Genomic DNA, 16796 nt, shown 5'->3' with positions numbered 1-16796 from the left:
TCTTTCTGTAAATAGCTTTTTTGTCATTTTGAACATTCTCCGATCCCAATTTTCCTCTTATTATACAAGAAATACCCGATAGAATAGACTTTTTTTAAGTGTCTATTCTATAGGGTACATTTTATAATAACAGTGTTTTTTCTTTTCTATTTATAGGTCAATGTATTTTATTTGAATAAAAAAGAGGATATTATGATAAAGAAAAATAGAATAGGCACAATTATACCGATTTTAATACCGGTTTTATTGATTTTATCTATTGTTAATGTTGCATACAAAATTATTTTAACTGAATTTTTTGTATACTTTTACCTGTATTTCTTTGTCCAATTGGATTTATCTTAGCTATTTTTTCCTATGTAGTAGATAAAAATATCGGAGCGAAAATCGAGATACTATTAAATGTGTTAGTATTTCTGATTCCTTTTATTTGGATGTTCGGAAGAATTACGTAGTTGAAATTCAATCCGGACATCTCTCCTATATCACTAAATCTATGAACATATAAAAAAGGAAGGGAATTTTTATAATTCTCTTCCTTTTTTATATGTTCATTTGCTGTTTAGTACTTCGAAAAATGCTGTAGAATTTATCTCTATCATTATAACAGTATAAAAGTTGGTTATAAGATGCAATATTACATATCAAAATCTTTATTTGTTCTGTTATAATTTTAAGAGTAAATTATTCATCCATTAATTTACACCATCCATATCTACAGTTATGGAAACCCTAATTACATATAAAAAGAGAGAAGAACATTGGTGAGTTCTTCTCTTTTTTTTATATACTTAATATTACTATTCATTTTGACACCCACAATTCACACATGCTCCCCGACTCCGTCGCTGATAAACCAATGTGCTGTCGCTCCCCATAATAATCCTCCTACCATACATAGAAGTTGATTTATAACAGGCCAATCAATGAGTTGAAAATGTAGCATGAATGAATAAGCGAAATTCTGTAATACCCGGACATCGGGAATTACAAACACTAGGGTGATACACATTATCCATGCAAAATGAGCAGGATTGCACGTGGAATTATTTCTCCCCATATTCGAATTGTAGCCAATGCAATGATTGATCCAAGCCACCCGATGCAAACGATTGCCACTTCTCCCACATCTGATTGTACGTTTGCTAAAAATGATCCCATCATAAACCCTCTGGAATCATTTTCACCAAAAGGGAATCCTAGTCGATCCAGCCTTTGAATATCAAACCCGCAACCATTATCATGAATAGAAAGATATTGTAGGCATCCTATTTAAAAATGAGGTGCACACCATATTAGTGAAGCTGGCATATATATTTCGTATCTATCCAAATAAAAAACAAGTACTATTAATTCCTAAATCTATTGGTTACTGTTATTTTGTATTTAATCGTCTTCTTTCTCTATAGAATTATACATGTGTTACACAAACCCACTTTTAAGTCCATATTTACTTCTTAAAATAAACAGCACCAAAGTTTTCATTAAACCTCTTACACCAAACAGAAACCGAACCATATGCACTTACATCTATCCCTTCAGGAATTCCGTAGTTTTGGTCTCCTTTATTTCCCTTTAATTTTCCTAATTCAATATACTGATAGTTTTTCACGTCTTCATTATTTTTCAAGCGATTCGTAGGAACTAATACAACTCGCACATCCGGCCCATTAGATGTTTTAAAATCAGAAAGTCGTAAAACACGTTTTCCATCCGCTAATTGATGAATTGTTGCCGTTCCAGTTGTTTCATGAACACCATTTTGAAACTGTCCTTCACTTATTACTCGATCACTTTGTTGCTTTGTTTCATTTGATTGTACTTCTGTTTGTGGCAATGCTTCATTCACTTGCTTATCAATAAATAATTTCTCTGGTCGGAACAATGACCATAAAACCCCCATTACAATTATCAAACCGCCTATAAACCATACATATTTTCTTTTCATAAAGTAAAAAACCTCCTGTAACATACTGTGTAGTAGTATGTTAGCAAGAAGGTCTTTCATTTTTATAACATAAATATTACAAAAGTCTTTCAGCGGTCTTATTTTTTCTGATGCGATGGGAAGCGTAAACCAAAATTCACTACCCTGCTTGCCGTCTGCGCGCCCCCTCTCACCATTTTATCTCTTGTGCATTTCAATCAATGATTTTGCAATAGCTAATCCAAATTCAGGACTTTGCTTGCAAGAGTCTTAGAATTTTTGCATCAGAACCATTAAAAGTATAGTGAGGCCTATTCAGGAAACTTAAAAAGAGCAGTTAGTAAATTTAGTTTTTAACTGTGTCTTTAACTCAATAATCTTCTGAAGAATTAACAGTAGCAGAAACCTTTTGTTTTTCATTGCCAGAGACATGTCTCTCTAATTAAATCTCAGGTGTCGCATATTCTCCTGAGAAACCAATCTGAGTAATGACAACATCCATATTTTTTTCTGTTTTAAAGTGATTAATAGTTGCTTGATTAGCTGTTTCTTTAGTCTTTAGCTAGGCTTCTTTACTAAATTCATCTATTGTACCGTAATCCATAATTGCATATACATAAGCATCCAGTGTTAGTAACGTGGCACTTCCTAAGACAAATAGGGGTTTCACTAATTTTTTACTCATGTACATTCATAATTCCATTCTATTGTTTATTTATTTTGTTCATATGAACACTTTGAATTTTAAAGTACCTTATACGCTTTTTCTATTTCATTAGATGACAATAAGATTATATTTTTATAAGGAAATATATTAATTTTGAATTGTACAAATAGGGAGAGTAACTTCAACTGTTGTTCCTTTATTTATTTCACTCTCAATAAATACCTTTCCGTGATGTGTTTCGATAATTTTATAGCAGATCATTAATCCTAAGCCAATCCCCTCTTCTTTAATACTGTAAAAAGGTTCTCCTAGATATGGTATACGTTCTTTTGAAATCCCACACCCTTGATCGATAAAACGAACGATTATTTGATCATTATCAAGTTTATCAATTTGAATCAGAATTTCTCCTCCCGTTGGCATGGATTCAATTGCGTTTTTTAAAATATTAACAAATACTTGTTTTAATTGATTTCCTTCGCATGGAATCAATGGAATACTAGGTGTAAAATCGATTCTAATTTGTATATTATTCATCATTGCTTGAGGTTGCAGTAGCGTCAAAACTTGATCCATTAGCACACCAATATCATTAGGTTGTATCTTTACCACCTGTGGTTTAGCTACCGCCATAAATTCATTTGTAATACTTTCTATACGCTCAATCTCTGATGATACTATATTTATATAACCCTGATCATTCTCATTTCCCGTTGATTTTAGTAATTGCATAAACCCTTTCATTGCGGTTAATGGATTATTAATTTCATGAGCCATTGCAGTCGCTAATTGTCCTACGACAGCAAGTTTTTCAGATTTTCGTAGTAATTCTTCTGTTTTTAACCGTTCAGTGATATCACGAGAAATGCTTAGGAAAACTTTTTTACCATTTAAGTTAAAAACACGGACACTAAACTCAGTTGTTATTATTTTTCTTGTTGGAAAAACATATTCATCTTGCAAAGTGAAGGAAGTTTGTCCCTCTCTAATTTTTTCTAGTAACCTTACGATCATTGGAGAATCTTGTGGTACAAAATTTGGAAATGGCAACGAGAGCAGTTCTTCTCTACTATACCCAAATCTTTCACACCCAACAGGGTTTACCTCAATAAATCGACTTGGAACATGATCTTCATTCAGCTCTACTACATATACTGCGTCAGTTGCTTGTTCGATTAGTGCACGGTACTTCATTTCACTATCTCTTAATTGTTGGTGTAATCGATGCCTTTCTCTTTCTGCTTGTTTTCTTTCAGAAATATCTCTACATATTGCTGATAAAGCTATCACATTTCCTCTTACATCTAGTATAGGAGAAACTGTCAGACTAACATCAAGAAGACTTCCATCGTTACGTTGTCTAACCGTTTCTAATCTAGTAACTATGGATTCCCCTGTTAGAATTTTCCGAATATTTTCAAGTGATTCATCCATTAAGAAATCTGGTACACAAGGTAATCTCTTACCTATGATTTCTTGTGATGACCACCCAAATATCTTTTCATAAGCTTTATTGGCTTGTAAAATATGCCCTTCTCGATCAGATATGGTAATAGCATCTACATTATGCTTTATAAACGATTCCAGTAATTCTTTGGTAGCTCTTAATTCTGATTCTACCTTTTTCCTTTTGGTTATATCAACTGTAGAACCAACAACTTCAATAACTTGCCCATTTCGTTTAATCGGCCTAAGTGCAATAAGAATAATAGTTTTATCATTTGGCCAGGGTAATTCGAATATAATTTCTTTCCCTTCCCATGCCTGAAGATAATGCTTCATCAATTGTGGAACTAAATGTGGAGGAACAATAGAAGCATCAATAGTGCGTAAGCTTTTTCCTACCACCTGTTCAGAATAAAATCCTTTTTGATAATAAAACTGCCCATCACATAAAGTGTGTATAAAGTGCTTACCCACTTTTTTAAATTTAAAAATCCCGCCTTGAAGTTCATGTACGGTATCTGTGAGTTCTTGCTTCGATTTTATTAATTCTCGATTTATTTTAGATAAATCTTGTGTTAAATAATACAAACTCTGGTAAGCTTCCATAAGAAAGAGCCCGATTAGAAGTCCTAAAGCTATATATAATAAGCCTCCAGTGTAAAGCAATGTAGTATTAAAACATAAACCAACTAACCACTTTATTCCCACAAAAACAGAAAAATATAAAGATGCACTTTTAAAAGGATCAAGGTTTTTAAAATATGTTTTAAAAGTAGCAAATAGGATACTCATACTTAAATATGCAATCACGGGTGGCTCCCAATACCCACCAATGTAAAAGATACGCATTATAATAATGCTAATTAATGTAATCCAACCAGCAATGCGACCGAAGTAAATAAAAGATAAAATAAGAGGAACAACTCTAAGATCGTAGGAAAATCCCATGTACGGAAAAGAAAAGAACATCAAAGTAACTGCGATAATCCCTCCATAGAATTTTTCAAAATATCGCCTGGAATGAATCGTAAACACTTGAATAAATATTGCTGCGCTAACTAATAGAGAAAAAATAGAAAGATTGATGAAATAGTCTTTAATAATCATGTAATGTCCCTCCTTGCATTAAGTATATTCGACAAAAAAGCAGAAAATCCTACAAATAGTATAAACAGTTTAGGTGCAAAAAAATTAAAATAGATGTAAATAATCTTTAAATCTTGGACATTCTGAGATCCAAAAATTCTCTAAAGCAAATATTGAATTTACCAAAACTATGCTTTTTTTAGACTCATATAATCGTATCTACAAAAAGCAACCAGAAATATTTACTTTCATGATGGAAGTGCTCTTTTCTAGTCTAAAAAAAGCAATATATCGTTTTATTGCACCAAAACTTGAAGAAAGAAATCTTCTCGAAAAGACAGAAGTACTGCATAAATTCCAAAATACTCGGCAGAAATCAACTTTCTATTTTAACAGTAATCTTATTTAGTCTGAAATTTCAATTTAACTATAAAAACGATCCTTTTTGTAGGAACCTACAGAAAAGATCGTTTTTTTTAACTCTTATTCTTTGCTGAAATGCTCATTTATGATGGGATCGAGTCATGAACCACACATTCTAATTCGAAGACATTTTTTAATATCTACGCAATTTCTCCAAAGTCTCCAATATATCATCTGTAAAAGCAGTAACTCCCTCTTTCTCTAAAGCTCTAAAATATAAACTTCTTAAAAAATCTCTAATATTTTGTACTAAAATATCATGTTGAGGATGTGGGATATCTTCAACAATTGCTATACTATGTAGCCAATTGCTCCACTCTTCTTCAGTTAAAATATTTTGATTCCGTAACGACATGATTGGCGTTACTAATCTCTCATCCTCAAAGTTTATGTATACGTAATCATTCAATCGAACCTTCTGACGAACGGCAGCAAGGATTGCATATGAAAACTCACGATTTCGTATTGTACGTGCTAAAGCATCTAGTGCATCAGCCGCATGTGCCGTAGAGTGTGCCCAGCCTTTCCCTTCTACGTAACCCCTTACATCTTCTTCTAAATAGACATATTCCAGCACTTGTTCTGCCACACTGTACAGTTGGTCTTCAGTTAACAATGGTTCTCTTTCATGAACAGATAAAATAAGTGGTGGAATTAATACAGAGAACGCACGTTTAAAAACAGAGTCTGTTCCTTTTTCACCAATTTTATAAAATAAATAATCAGGACTAATCGCTTGTAACATTAATCCTCGTAATTCTTTTTGTCTAAATACATCATTTGTAATCCATGTGTGAAGCGTACTATAAATCAAATCATCACGTAATTCAGCATCAGGTGATCCGATATAATCTAGCATCCACTGTGCATATGGATATGCGTCGACATCGTCTGGTACAGCATAATTGTTATTTTTAATTTGTTGTAGCTCTTCTTTTAATTCTAGTACTTCATTCATTATATTTCCTGTCCCCTTTTTACGTTTTTCAACTTATTTTTGCCTTATCCCCTGTAATTTTTTTCATAAAATCAAGTCGATTTTTAAATATATTTTTAGTACCTATCCTTCTATAAACTTGATTAAATTATATAAAATTTATCCTGATAAATAAAAGAAAATACATATAAAATAAGTATTGGCATAGCACTAATACATTGGAACACCGAAGTCTCTCACTTTGTTTGCATGCATTTTATTATAGTTTTTTCATTTGTATTCAAACACAGTTACAATCAAAACTTTAATCATTTTAGAACCTGTTTAATAAATTCTGTTTTAGCTTTTGTGTATGCTTCTCTATCTTGGTTAAACCTTTGAGCCAACTCTTGCTTAAGAGTTGAATAATCATAAACTAATTGCGGATTTTCTTGTAAACGGTTACGAAATAAAAGTTGTTGCTCCCATCGCTCAGTTCCTTTAACCATCAAATGCAGATGAGCTACACGCCTATTATTCTTAACTTTCACAAAGAACCTTCTCCAAGGTCTTTCATCTAATTCTGGGCTTACATAATGCCATTCATATATAGCCAATTTAGCTGAAATATCTAGCACTCTATCAAATGAGTCTGTTTCAGCCATTAGATCAATTATAGGTTTTGCAGGTAAACCAGGTATGGATGTACTTCCTATATGTATTACCTTGCTTACACCGAGAGGAGCAAGCAGTTCATAAAGTTACTGTTCTTCACATCTTCCTTTATCTTGCCAATCAGGATTTGCATTAACTATCTCTACTGACTCATTCGCCCATAAAGGCCAATCATTTGGATTATTTTTTTTATCCATCCAAAACATCTCCTTTCACAAATTATAACACTATTTTTTATGTTGAAATTCCATGTTTATAGAGACAAATTATTTCGGTTCATTATTTTAACTCATTCAAAACTGCAATAATTTTTATTACATCTATATTTGGTAGAGTTTAAACCCTAGATGGCTACACCCTTTCTACCTTTTTATTCTGCTATATAAACGATTTTATATTCCTTTAAATACAACTTCCGGATTCTCAAAATCACTATTAGAAAATACAACATCCGCACACTCTTTCGGATTATGCTCGTCTATATACATCTTACAAGCTGCATGATACCTGTTCAAAAACATCTTCTCCGCTTCTTCATAACTTCCAAAAGCTTCAGTCTCTCGCTTTGCACCACGTTTTCTCGCAATCTCAAAATCTGTATCTACAAAAATTTTATAATCAAATAGATGCTCAACTTCTTTTTTCAATAAAAATGTTCCATCTACTATTAACACCATATTTGGCGAGGCCACTAGCGGCTCATTATGTACAGGGATATCCGTTATTAAGTTATGAGAAATCGTTTCATAACTTAAATTCCCGTGAGGTCCTAAAGGCTTTAATAACCTTTCTTTAAAAGCTGTATAATCATGTGCATCTTCGTAATACCCTCTTGCGGATCCTTTTCCTTGCGCATATCGAATCGCCCTCGGGTTATGAAAGTCGTCAATGCTGGCACGTGTTACTTGCTCTCCCCATTTTTTAATTTCTTCCGCTAATTCGTTCGCAAATGTTGTCTTTCCTGACGCCGTAATACCACTCACTCCAACTCTAATTGGATGAGTTAAGTTTAACGTTAAAATATGATCAGCAATTTCTTTCATTCGTTTTTGGCGATGCACGATATGACCTCCTCATTTTTGTTTACATAACAAAATTATGATGAATAAAAATGTCACTACTTGTCGGTAAGTCGATATATTTTTATTGATTTACATATTCCTTATTTCCCCTTAAACCCTCGATACAAAGCAGTTCGTAACTCCTGCTTATATTCCTCAATTTCTGGCATATCGAGCTCTTCTGCTAATCGAATTGCTAATTCAATATCATACGGTACACGTACGAGTTGAATGGAAAAGCTCGCTGCTTCTTTTTCATTGTATGTTCCTTCAAAAATTAAATAGGAAGCTTGTGTAATTTCAAGTGGATTTCCTACGCTACCAGCATTACATAACGTTTTCCCCCTAAAATTTTGAACGTATGCTTGATGAACGTCACCGTAGCAAACGACATCTGGTTTTCTTTCCCCTTCTATATTCTCTGTCAACTCACTATTTTCGAACATACTAACACGCTCTTCTCTTGAAGCGTGTGGTTGAATTCTTTCATACAAACTTCTCGGTGAAGCGTGGAACATACGAATGAGTTTGCCGCTCATAAAAAATTCGATTGAAAATGGTAAACTCCTTAAATACTCATTTTGTTCTTCTGACAATTGTTTTTGATGCCATTTTAACGCTTCAAATTCAGTCGGTTTTGTAATGAAATCATCCCAGTTTCCCATTACTACTCCTTCACATTCTTTACGAACAATTTCAATTACTTCGCTAGAATGAGGGCCTTTTCCTACTAAATCTCCAAGACAAATAATGCGCTCAATACCTCGTAATTTAATATCTTTCAGTACAGATTCTAATGCCGGAATATTACCATGAATATCTGAAATTACCGCTATTTTATCCAAATGAAACCCTCCATTATCTATTGTTTATTATATCCACATGATATGATTGGTACCATTTCGGAATATAGGATGAAAAATGATTATGTTCTTCTAAAATTCTGTTTAATCTCTCTTTCATATTCTCTACTAAATGTGGTGTAGTTCGGTTTGTCCATACGATATCCGCTGGGAATGTCATCGCTGCATATAATGAATACAGTTTCCAAAAATGGAGTGACGGTTCACCTCCGCAATAACCGTGAACTTGACCAACCGCAAATGGTTTGCTTATTCTTGTAGTAAAAATCGCTACGTTATAAAAATCATGTATTGGATCGCCAAAATCATATCCACCAAAATCAATAACGATAAACTCCTTATTATGAATCATACTATTCGCTGGATGGAAGTCATCATGTAAAAATGTGATAGGACGATTTTTTAATAAGTCTTTATGATTCTCTACAAAGGTTAATACTGGCTTCATATCTAGAAAGTCTACCTCTAAGTCTGCTAATGCTTTCAAGTATCTCTCGTACTTGTTCCACCGAAACGTTTCCCACGAAGCAATGACATTCTCTTTTTCTATTGCATGAATTCTCTTTAAAACTTCTCCCGCTCTTTTCCCCGCAGCATACTGCTCTTTCACCGATAACTTGCCTAAACTCTCTTCTCCATTTACTCCGTCAATCCATTCAAATATTTGAACGCATTTATTTAATTCTTCAAGTCTTATGAAATGAGTTAACTTCGGCGTTGGAATATGTAATAACTCTATTTGTTTCATATACGTATATTCTTCTTGTTTTCGTTCAAAGTTAACAGCATCACATACTTTTATAAAATACGTTACTCGGTTTTCTAATTCCATTTTATATTTCTCTTCATGTGAAAACCCTTTTGAAATAGCTGTACATTTTACAATACGAGGCCACCCTAGTTTTCTCTCTATCTCTCTGAACATTTCTTCCACAAAGTTCACCTCTATTCATATACGTACAAACTACCTAATACTTCACGCTCTCGTTTATTTCCACCTTTAAACTCCACCGCAAACGGATATTCCCCGTACTGCATTATACGTTCTTTTACTAGACCTTCCCCAATCGGTTCACAAAATTGTACGCTAATATTTCCAAACGATACACTTTGACATTCAGCATTCCACTTTACATTTTTTGTGGCCAAGCTTACTGTTAGTCCCATTACTTCTTTCCATTTCCGCACTGTTTCTCGAACATTTTTCACCGCATAATGAATCGTTTCAATTTGTTGTACTTTGTTTTTATGTTCCGTAATCGTCCCTATTTCACGTAAATCGTTTCTTCTTTCTTCATCCGTTTCATTCCACTGTATAAAGAATGGTAATCTCGGTCCGTTCTCTTCTTGCTTTACAAATAACATTTTCCATTCTAAAAGGCGGCCATCTTTTCTCATCCGTTTCCCTTTAAATGGTCCTATCGTTTGTAAGCCATGTTTGCTTAATTTATCTGCTAGTTCTTCAATTTCATTTGTTCGAATTGCGATTTGTAGCATTCCTTCTCCATTTTGTAATTTCACCACTGTTTCTTGTACTAATGGATTTTCTGCTTCCTTCGCTTTTTCTTCATGCTGAACAGCTAAAAATTCTATATATGATAAATCAAAATAACATAAACTATTCCAAGTACCCCAGTTTGTATGCTGTCCGCCTAACGCAGTATGAAAACCTAGTACCTGCATTTGTTTTGCCGCTTCCTCCGGTGTACAATGAACTGCGTGAACGAGATGATCAAATGCTAACATATTCTTTCTCCCCTTTCTCTCCATCCTTTCATTGTATATTTTATTTTTCTTTCATTCAATTCAAAAAACTTTAAAACCTAGTTGATTTATACGATTAATATGTATTATAATGAAACAAATTTAATTATTGCTGATTGGAAAAACCAAAGGCACTTTTCTCACACGGGAAAAGTGCCTTTTTCATTTATTATTACAGGGGGATTATTTATGCAGAAATTAATTATCTTTTCTATTATCGGATTTTTCGCTCAATTGATTGATGGAGCGCTTGGAATGGCGTATGGGGTAACGTCTTCCTCTTTATTATTAATGTTTGGTATTGCACCAGCTGTTGCTTCTGCATCGGTTCATTTAGCTGAAGTAGTCACTACTGCCGCTTCCGGTGCATCTCATATACGATTCGGAAACGTTGATAAATATACAGTTTCTAGACTTACATTGCCAGGAGCGATTGGCGCTTTTGTCGGAGCATGTTTTTTAAGTAATTTACCGGGCGATATTATTAAACCGTACATTTCCTTATTTTTATTTACTTTAGGGGTTTATATTTTATTACGATTCATCATTCAAAAACAAATTGTTGCTTCAAATAAGCGTATGTCTGCTAAACAACTTGTGCCACTTGGCTTGTTCGCAGGATTTGTTGATTCAACTGGCGGTGGTGGCTGGGGACCTATTACGACACCTGTTCTTCTTGCAAAAGGGAATGATGCTAGAAAAGTTATTGGATCTGTAGATACGAGCGAATTTCCTGTTTCACTCGCTGCAACAATCGGCTTTTTCATCTCACTTGGTTGGGAACAAATAAGCTGGGTTTGGGTATTTGCCCTAATGCTCGGTGGTATTGTTGCCGCACCAATCGCGGCATGGTTAGTACGCATCGTTCCTTCGCATTTACTCGGCGTACTCGTTGGCGGACTTATTATTTTTACGAATATACGTACATTGCTTACATCATTTAAAGTTGATCCAACTATTATTACACTTTCTTATGTTGCAGTTGGTCTTGTCGTTATTATTTCTATTTTTATTTCTGTCCGTAACCATTCAAAGTATTCGAAACAAGCGACGAGTAGCTATCCAACAGATCAAAAACAAATGCTACCATAATTACGCAAAATACCGCCCGATTTGCTTCGAGCGGTATTCTTTATTTTTCAATCTTCCAATTGATCATCGTTTCTGTATTATTTACTCTTTTCATATGTAATTTCTCTAATACACGAATAGAGCTATAATTATCAAGGAGTGTCTCCGCTATAATCGTTTCCACTTCTCCTGTTTGAAAAGCCCATTTCATTAATTCACTAACTGCTTCTGTTGCATAACCTTCATTCCAATATTTCTCAATAAATCCGTAACCAATTTCTACTGTATGTTGCTCGTTCGGTTTCCCTTTAAATCCTATATCACCTAGAACAACATCATCCTCTTTCCGAATAACATACCACGCGCCCCACGGTAATACAGCCGCATCTTGTTTCAAATTTTCTATATGCCCTAAAATATGCGGGCCACTATTGTATCCTTGATTATTCGTAATTTGAACCCATTCTTCCGTACACGGGATAATATGTAATCTTTCCGTTTCTAATTTCATAACGATGTCCCCTTTTCAATTAAACAATACTACAATTTCACTATAAATATATAGAATATTCATTCTTTTTTACGTAAACATATGTTTATTCTTTGAAACAAAATAAAAAACTAATCCCTTTTGATATTTATGTCGAATTATATTTTCTGAATTTTCTTTTAATTTTAAAGGGTTTTTCAATATTTTTTGCGAAACATTTGTATAACAATTTCTTTCTTTATTTATTGTTACATAACAGTAGGTTCGGGTGGAGCTTTGCGAGCGTTTCCTATACAATAACCGATATTTTTTGACTTTTCCTAACAAAATCCCTTGCAATATTTTCAGAAACTCATTACAATTGCCATATATTAAAAATCATAGCAATGAATAAATCCTCATCAATCCGATGAGGTAGAGGTTGCAACTTTTAAGAGTAGAACGGCCGAGACACAGAGAATGTCACCCGACTCCGTTTAAAAGGAAAAGTTGCCGAAGTTTATATTTCTTCTCTGGAAATATTGGCTGGGGCTGTCTCCGAAAGGAACAGAACTGTCACGTTTACAAAATACCGAGTAAACGTGGTGTGCTATCTTAACGGAAGGGTATGATGGGGTGGTTATTTGTGAAACGTTCCGCCTAATTCTTTTGGCGGTTTTTTGTATTTTTCTCCCCCGCTCCTTCCTATCTTACAAGAAAAGGAGTGTTGAACATGAATAGCGCAACGAATCAAGCTACCTCTAAAACGCAAACTACACAAGGACAAGGTGAATTAAAACGCGGATTAAAATCTCGTCACCTTACGATGATTTCTCTCGGTGGTACAATCGGTACCGGACTATTTCTTGCCAGCGGTGGTGTTATCCATTCGGCTGGTCCTGGCGGTGCACTAGTCGCATACGCTGCAATTGGAATTATGGTTTATTTCTTAATGACAAGCTTAGCAGAACTCGCAGCTTACATGCCTGTTACTGGATCTTTTAGCACTTATGCAACAAAATTTGTTGATCCATCACTTGGCTTTGCACTTGGATGGAACTATTGGTATAACTGGGCGATTACGATCGCTGCTGAACTAGCGGCCGTAACATTAATTATGAAATTTTGGTTCCCAGATACACCTTCTCTTATTTGGAGTGGACTTTGTTTAGCTATTATTTTTCTCTTAAACTATTTATCTGTTAAAGGTTTTGGTGAATCTGAATATTGGTTCGCACTTATTAAAGTAGTTACTATTATTATCTTTTTAATTGTCGGTTTTATGATGATTTTTGGAATTATGGGCGGCGAATCTGTCGGCTTTAAAAACTTCACTGTTGCAGATGCACCATTTAACGGTGGAATCATGGCAATTATCGGTGTATTTATGGCTGCTGGTTTCTCATTCCAAGGAACTGAATTATTAGGAGTGGCTGCTGGTGAAACTGCTGATCCAGAACGCAATATTCCGAAAGCAATTCGTTCTATCTTTTGGCGCATTATATTATTCTATATTTTAGCAATTCTTGTTATCGGTTTATTAATTCCTTATACGACTGATAGCCTTGCAGCAAGTGATGTTACAGTAAGTCCATTTACACTTGTATTTGAAAAAGCGGGCGTTGCCTTCGCTGCTTCTGTTATGAACGCTGTTATTTTAACTGCAGTTTTATCTGCTGGTAACTCTGGCATGTATGCATCAACTCGTATGCTTTGGGATTTAGCTCGCCAAGGAAAAGCACCAAAGTTCTTAGGCAAATTAGATAGCCGCGGTGTACCTGTTAACGCATTAATCGCAACATCAGTAGTTGGTAGTGTCGCTTTCATCGCTTCTTTATACGGTGACGGTGTTGTATACATTTGGTTATTAAATGCTTCTGGGATGTCAGGATTTATTGCTTGGGTAGGAATTGCTGTTAGTCATTACCGTTTCCGAAAAGCTTATGTTGCACAAGGGAAAGATTTAAAAGATTTACCGTATAGAGCAAAATGGTTCCCGTTCGGTCCAATCTTTGCATTTACACTTTGTGTTATCGTTATTTTAGGTCAAAACTACGGAGCATTTACGGGAGCATCTATCGATTGGAACGGTGTGCTCGTTTCTTACATCGGTTTACCACTCTTCTTAGTACTATGGTTAGGTTATAAATTTACTAAGAAAACGAAAGTCATTCCACTTGATAAATGTGAACTGAAATAAAGTAAAACGAGCAAACAAATTTGTTTGCTCGTTTTTTATTGCAATGCTTCTCCCTTCCCTATTTCTCCTGTTTTTGCAATAATAGAGAAAATATAAATAAAGGTTGGGGTTACATGAACATTCGTATTACTGATGAAGCAATAGCAGCTATACATAGACTAGAACGTGAAGACAAAAAGATCATTCGCATTAGAGGAACAATGACAAACTCTTGCAGCATTTTCGTTGATGTTGATTTAATTTGGGATACATATAATGCGGATGATGTTGTATATGAAGATGAACAGCTTATTGTACAAATGGACTCATTCACGAAAGACTACACTGGTGCTACGGTGAAACTTGATTATAAGACGACTGGTTTTAGCATTACGACTCCTAGTGAGACGTTGGTGTATGGATTGTCGATTAAAAAATAAAAATTGTTTTTAACTGACCACTGAGGTGAAAAAATGGGTAGCAAATCACATCAATGATATTACGAAAGAAGATAAAGAAATTGTTTTTCATTGGTTGCGAGAATTGCTCAATAATAACCATCCTGTCAATCCATGGATTATGAAACATGGGTTAAGAACGGTGATAAAAAATGGCTGTTTACCAAAAGATTTTTGTTTTTAATTATTTGTAAAGAAAGCAACAATCTATATGAAAACAGCTAATAATAAACACGTTTATACTTCATTTGGAAGTATAAACGTGTTTTCTCTTTAAAACATTAACATTGTCTTAAAATATTTTGAAACATTTCCGGCTTATTTTGTTCAAAACTCTCTATTAGTTCTTTTCCAAATATCGTTATACTCTTTTCCCAAGGGTGACCTAAATACCCCCACTTAAAGTCCTTCTGAATAAAGAAATAATAATCTCCATTTGGAAAAATCGGGATTGTCCACTCATCAAATTCATTTCTATCGAACTTTAAATGTGGATTTACCCAGTAACATTCATGTTGCCAATCAAGTGCCATTATATATTCATCCGATACTGTATTCTCTTTAAAAACTAGTAATGCTTTTTCTTCAAGTTCGTCATATACATCTAAATCTACCGACTCTCCGAAGTAATGAGAAATATCATATGTAACAAAAGGACTTGGCACCTTAAATGATGGAAATGTAGAATCACTTGGCGAAAACTTAAGCTCACTATATATCCTGTCCCATATTTGGTCGTACTCTTTGTCTGTAAACTCCATCCAATTTTTCATTAAACAACTGCCTTCCCTTATAATTTCAAAGGATTTTCACTCGATTTTCCCGAATATATAAATAACTATTCTCGCAAGGAGCGAATTTGTATGAATCTATTTGAACATGAAACGTAAAACCGCTTCATTTTAATAAGAGGTCCTCCCTTTCTCATTTCTTACTATATCATTCATTAACAAAATAGGAGGACATAATATGAAACGTGATCCATTATTTTCGGCACTATTAGATAGTGCAAAGACAAACTTTAGCGGCTGGGATTTTTCTTTCATTTCAGAAACTGGCCGTATGAATAGCGAGCCTCTATCGTGGTCATATGGTAGTACAGCCTTCCAGCTTATGCAACGTGCAAAATCAATGCTAGATATGGGTACTGGCGGCGGAGAGTTTTTATCTATGTTACAACCGTTCCCGTCAACTATTTACGTTACTGAGGGCTATGCTCCGAATGTCCCAATTGCACGAAAGAAATTAGAACCTTTAGGAGTTACAGTTGTAGAAGTGACCGATGATACTGCTTTACCATTTCAAGATGGTCAGTTTGATTTAATTGTGAATCAACATGAATCATATGCTGCTTCCGAGGTAAAACGAATCCTTTCTCCAAATGGGATATTCCTTACTCAACAAGTCGGTGGTTTTGATTGCGCCCATCTTAATGAGCTGTTTGGTGCACCGCTTAATTCAGAATTTGCAAGTTGGTCACTCGAAACAGCATGTAGTGAATTAGAGCAAAATGGATTTACTATTTTAGAAGCAAAAGAAGAGTTCCCTTTTCAACGTTTTTATGATGTCGGTGCTGTCGTCTATTATTTAAAAGCAATTCCATGGCAAATTCCTGACTTTACTGTTGAAAGCTATACTGAGGAATTATATCGAATACATGAAATCATCTTGCAAAAAGGATATTTCGATGTAAAGCAGCACCGCTTTATCATTAAAGCAAATTATGTAGAGCAAAATTTGAATTAGCATTCCCTGCAAAAAAGCCAAATTCCAATAAAGGATTTGGCTTTT

The 16796-nt window shown here is 34.4% G+C and carries 15 protein-coding genes, 5 pseudogenes and 1 riboswitch; of the genes and pseudogenes, 8 read left to right on the top strand and 12 right to left on the bottom strand.

Annotated elements, in window-relative coordinates:
* Positions 1 to 192: 192 nt before the first annotated feature.
* A pseudogene (locus MR071_RS15645) lies at positions 193 to 455 on the top strand (hypothetical protein).
* 556 nt (positions 456 to 1011) lie between these two features.
* Here the strand turns inward: MR071_RS15645 and MR071_RS15640 are convergent.
* Complete coding sequence (locus MR071_RS15640) at positions 1012 to 1161, bottom strand: hypothetical protein (RefSeq protein WP_242236748.1); 150 nt, start codon at positions 1159 to 1161, stop codon at positions 1012 to 1014.
* Positions 1162 to 1283: 122 nt separating this feature from the next.
* On the opposite strand from MR071_RS15640, the gene MR071_RS15635 reads away from it, so the two are divergent.
* Entirely contained in the window at positions 1284 to 1409 is a 126-nt protein-coding gene (locus MR071_RS15635; RefSeq protein ID WP_309243136.1) for a helix-turn-helix domain-containing protein, read from the top strand.
* 41 nt (positions 1410 to 1450) lie between these two features.
* On the opposite strand, the gene MR071_RS15630 is transcribed toward MR071_RS15635, so the two are convergent.
* From MR071_RS15630 to MR071_RS15625, 3 genes and pseudogenes are all read right to left on the bottom strand, one after another.
* A complete protein-coding gene (locus MR071_RS15630; RefSeq protein ID WP_105587209.1) occupies positions 1451 to 1948 on the bottom strand; it encodes a DM13 domain-containing protein in 498 nt (165 codons plus the stop codon).
* 76 nt (positions 1949 to 2024) lie between these two features.
* Positions 2025 to 2170 (bottom strand): annotated as a pseudogene (locus MR071_RS25820) (sensor histidine kinase); the annotation flags it as partial.
* 571 nt (positions 2171 to 2741) lie between these two features.
* Positions 2742 to 5147, bottom strand: a complete 2406-nt coding sequence (locus tag MR071_RS15625) for a PAS domain S-box protein (protein ID WP_242236745.1) — start codon at positions 5145 to 5147, stop codon at positions 2742 to 2744.
* 118 nt (positions 5148 to 5265) lie between these two features.
* Between MR071_RS15625 and MR071_RS25630 the strand changes: the two are divergent.
* Positions 5266 to 5529 (top strand): annotated as a pseudogene (locus tag MR071_RS25630) (hypothetical protein); the annotation flags it as partial.
* A gap of 153 nt (positions 5530 to 5682) precedes the next feature.
* On the opposite strand, the gene MR071_RS15620 reads toward MR071_RS25630, so the two are convergent.
* The 6 genes and pseudogenes from MR071_RS15620 to MR071_RS15595 all read right to left on the bottom strand — a co-directional run bounded on the left by MR071_RS15620 (position 5683) and on the right by MR071_RS15595 (position 10810).
* Positions 5683 to 6507, bottom strand: coding sequence for a DUF2785 domain-containing protein (locus tag MR071_RS15620; RefSeq protein ID WP_105587211.1), 825 nt, complete (start codon positions 6505 to 6507; stop codon positions 5683 to 5685).
* 287 nt (positions 6508 to 6794) lie between these two features.
* A pseudogene (locus tag MR071_RS15615) lies at positions 6795 to 7337 on the bottom strand (GrpB family protein).
* Between the two features lie 195 nt (positions 7338 to 7532).
* The gene (locus tag MR071_RS15610) at positions 7533 to 8201 is read right to left on the bottom strand and encodes a nucleoside/nucleotide kinase family protein (RefSeq protein ID WP_105587212.1); all 669 of its coding nucleotides are present in this window, start codon (positions 8199 to 8201) and stop codon (positions 7533 to 7535) included.
* Positions 8202 to 8302: 101 nt separating this feature from the next.
* Positions 8303 to 9046, bottom strand: a complete 744-nt coding sequence (locus MR071_RS15605) for a metallophosphoesterase family protein (RefSeq protein ID WP_105587213.1) — start codon at positions 9044 to 9046, stop codon at positions 8303 to 8305.
* A gap of 13 nt (positions 9047 to 9059) precedes the next feature.
* On the bottom strand, positions 9060 to 9998 hold the full coding sequence (locus tag MR071_RS15600) for an aminoglycoside phosphotransferase family protein (RefSeq protein WP_242236743.1): 939 nt from the start codon (positions 9996 to 9998) through the stop codon (positions 9060 to 9062).
* An 11-nt stretch (positions 9999 to 10009) separates the two neighbouring features.
* Positions 10010 to 10810, bottom strand: coding sequence for a VOC family protein (locus MR071_RS15595; protein ID WP_105587215.1), 801 nt, complete (start codon positions 10808 to 10810; stop codon positions 10010 to 10012).
* Between the two features lie 207 nt (positions 10811 to 11017).
* Between MR071_RS15595 and MR071_RS15590 the strand changes: the two genes are divergently transcribed.
* Complete coding sequence (locus MR071_RS15590; protein ID WP_142395912.1) at positions 11018 to 11920, top strand: sulfite exporter TauE/SafE family protein; 903 nt, start codon at positions 11018 to 11020, stop codon at positions 11918 to 11920.
* Between the two features lie 40 nt (positions 11921 to 11960).
* Here the strand turns inward: MR071_RS15590 and MR071_RS15585 are convergent, their stop codons facing one another.
* The gene (locus MR071_RS15585) at positions 11961 to 12410 is read right to left on the bottom strand and encodes a GNAT family N-acetyltransferase (RefSeq protein ID WP_105587217.1); all 450 of its coding nucleotides are present in this window, start codon (positions 12408 to 12410) and stop codon (positions 11961 to 11963) included.
* A gap of 386 nt (positions 12411 to 12796) precedes the next feature.
* Positions 12797 to 12989: riboswitch (Lysine riboswitch) on the top strand.
* Positions 12990 to 13101: 112 nt separating this feature from the next.
* On the opposite strand from MR071_RS15585, the gene MR071_RS15580 reads away from it, so the two are divergent.
* The 3 genes and pseudogenes from MR071_RS15580 to MR071_RS15570 form a co-directional block, all read left to right on the top strand.
* The gene (locus MR071_RS15580; RefSeq protein WP_105587218.1) at positions 13102 to 14568 is read left to right on the top strand and encodes an amino acid permease; all 1467 of its coding nucleotides are present in this window, start codon (positions 13102 to 13104) and stop codon (positions 14566 to 14568) included.
* A 113-nt stretch (positions 14569 to 14681) separates the two neighbouring features.
* Positions 14682 to 14987 (top strand): iron-sulfur cluster biosynthesis family protein, encoded by a 306-nt coding sequence (locus tag MR071_RS15575; protein ID WP_142395913.1) that lies wholly within the window; start codon positions 14682 to 14684, stop codon positions 14985 to 14987.
* A gap of 25 nt (positions 14988 to 15012) precedes the next feature.
* Positions 15013 to 15189: pseudogene (locus tag MR071_RS15570) on the top strand (DNA alkylation repair protein); the annotation flags it as partial.
* A gap of 97 nt (positions 15190 to 15286) precedes the next feature.
* Here MR071_RS15570 and MR071_RS15565 read toward each other — a convergent pair.
* Positions 15287 to 15778, bottom strand: a complete 492-nt coding sequence (locus MR071_RS15565) for a DUF2716 domain-containing protein (protein WP_105587221.1) — start codon at positions 15776 to 15778, stop codon at positions 15287 to 15289.
* A 196-nt stretch (positions 15779 to 15974) separates the two neighbouring features.
* On the opposite strand from MR071_RS15565, the gene MR071_RS15560 reads away from it, so the two are divergent.
* Positions 15975 to 16751, top strand: a complete 777-nt coding sequence (locus MR071_RS15560; protein ID WP_105587222.1) for a class I SAM-dependent methyltransferase — start codon at positions 15975 to 15977, stop codon at positions 16749 to 16751.
* Positions 16752 to 16796 lie beyond the last annotated feature (45 nt).

Source organism: Bacillus cereus group sp. BfR-BA-01316 (assembly GCF_022664195.1).
In the GTDB taxonomy this organism is placed as follows: Bacteria; Bacillota; Bacilli; order Bacillales; family Bacillaceae_G; genus Bacillus_A.
The sequence above is the reverse complement of the archived record's forward strand: the minus strand, read 5'-3'. Positions and strand labels throughout refer to the sequence as shown.

Bases quoted from the DNA above. Each gene is read 5' to 3' on its own strand.
- MR071_RS15575 (WP_142395913.1), top strand. From the start codon at position 14,682: ATGAACATTCGTATTACTGATGAAGCAATAGCAGCTATACATAGACTA.
- MR071_RS15560 (WP_105587222.1), top strand. From the start codon at position 15,975: ATGAAACGTGATCCATTATTTTCGGCACTATTAGATAGTGCAAAGACA.
- MR071_RS15590 (WP_142395912.1), top strand. From the start codon at position 11,018: ATGCAGAAATTAATTATCTTTTCTATTATCGGATTTTTCGCTCAATTG.
- MR071_RS15585 (WP_105587217.1), bottom strand. From the start codon at position 12,410: ATGAAATTAGAAACGGAAAGATTACATATTATCCCGTGTACGGAAGAA.
- MR071_RS15565 (WP_105587221.1), bottom strand. From the start codon at position 15,778: ATGAAAAATTGGATGGAGTTTACAGACAAAGAGTACGACCAAATATGG.
- MR071_RS15595 (WP_105587215.1), bottom strand. From the start codon at position 10,810: ATGTTAGCATTTGATCATCTCGTTCACGCAGTTCATTGTACACCGGAG.
- MR071_RS15640 (WP_242236748.1), bottom strand. From the start codon at position 1,161: ATGGGATCATTTTTAGCAAACGTACAATCAGATGTGGGAGAAGTGGCA.
- MR071_RS15580 (WP_105587218.1), top strand. From the start codon at position 13,102: ATGAATAGCGCAACGAATCAAGCTACCTCTAAAACGCAAACTACACAA.
- MR071_RS15625 (WP_242236745.1), bottom strand. From the start codon at position 5,147: ATGATTATTAAAGACTATTTCATCAATCTTTCTATTTTTTCTCTATTA.
- MR071_RS15630 (WP_105587209.1), bottom strand. From the start codon at position 1,948: ATGAAAAGAAAATATGTATGGTTTATAGGCGGTTTGATAATTGTAATG.
- MR071_RS15620 (WP_105587211.1), bottom strand. From the start codon at position 6,507: ATGAATGAAGTACTAGAATTAAAAGAAGAGCTACAACAAATTAAAAAT.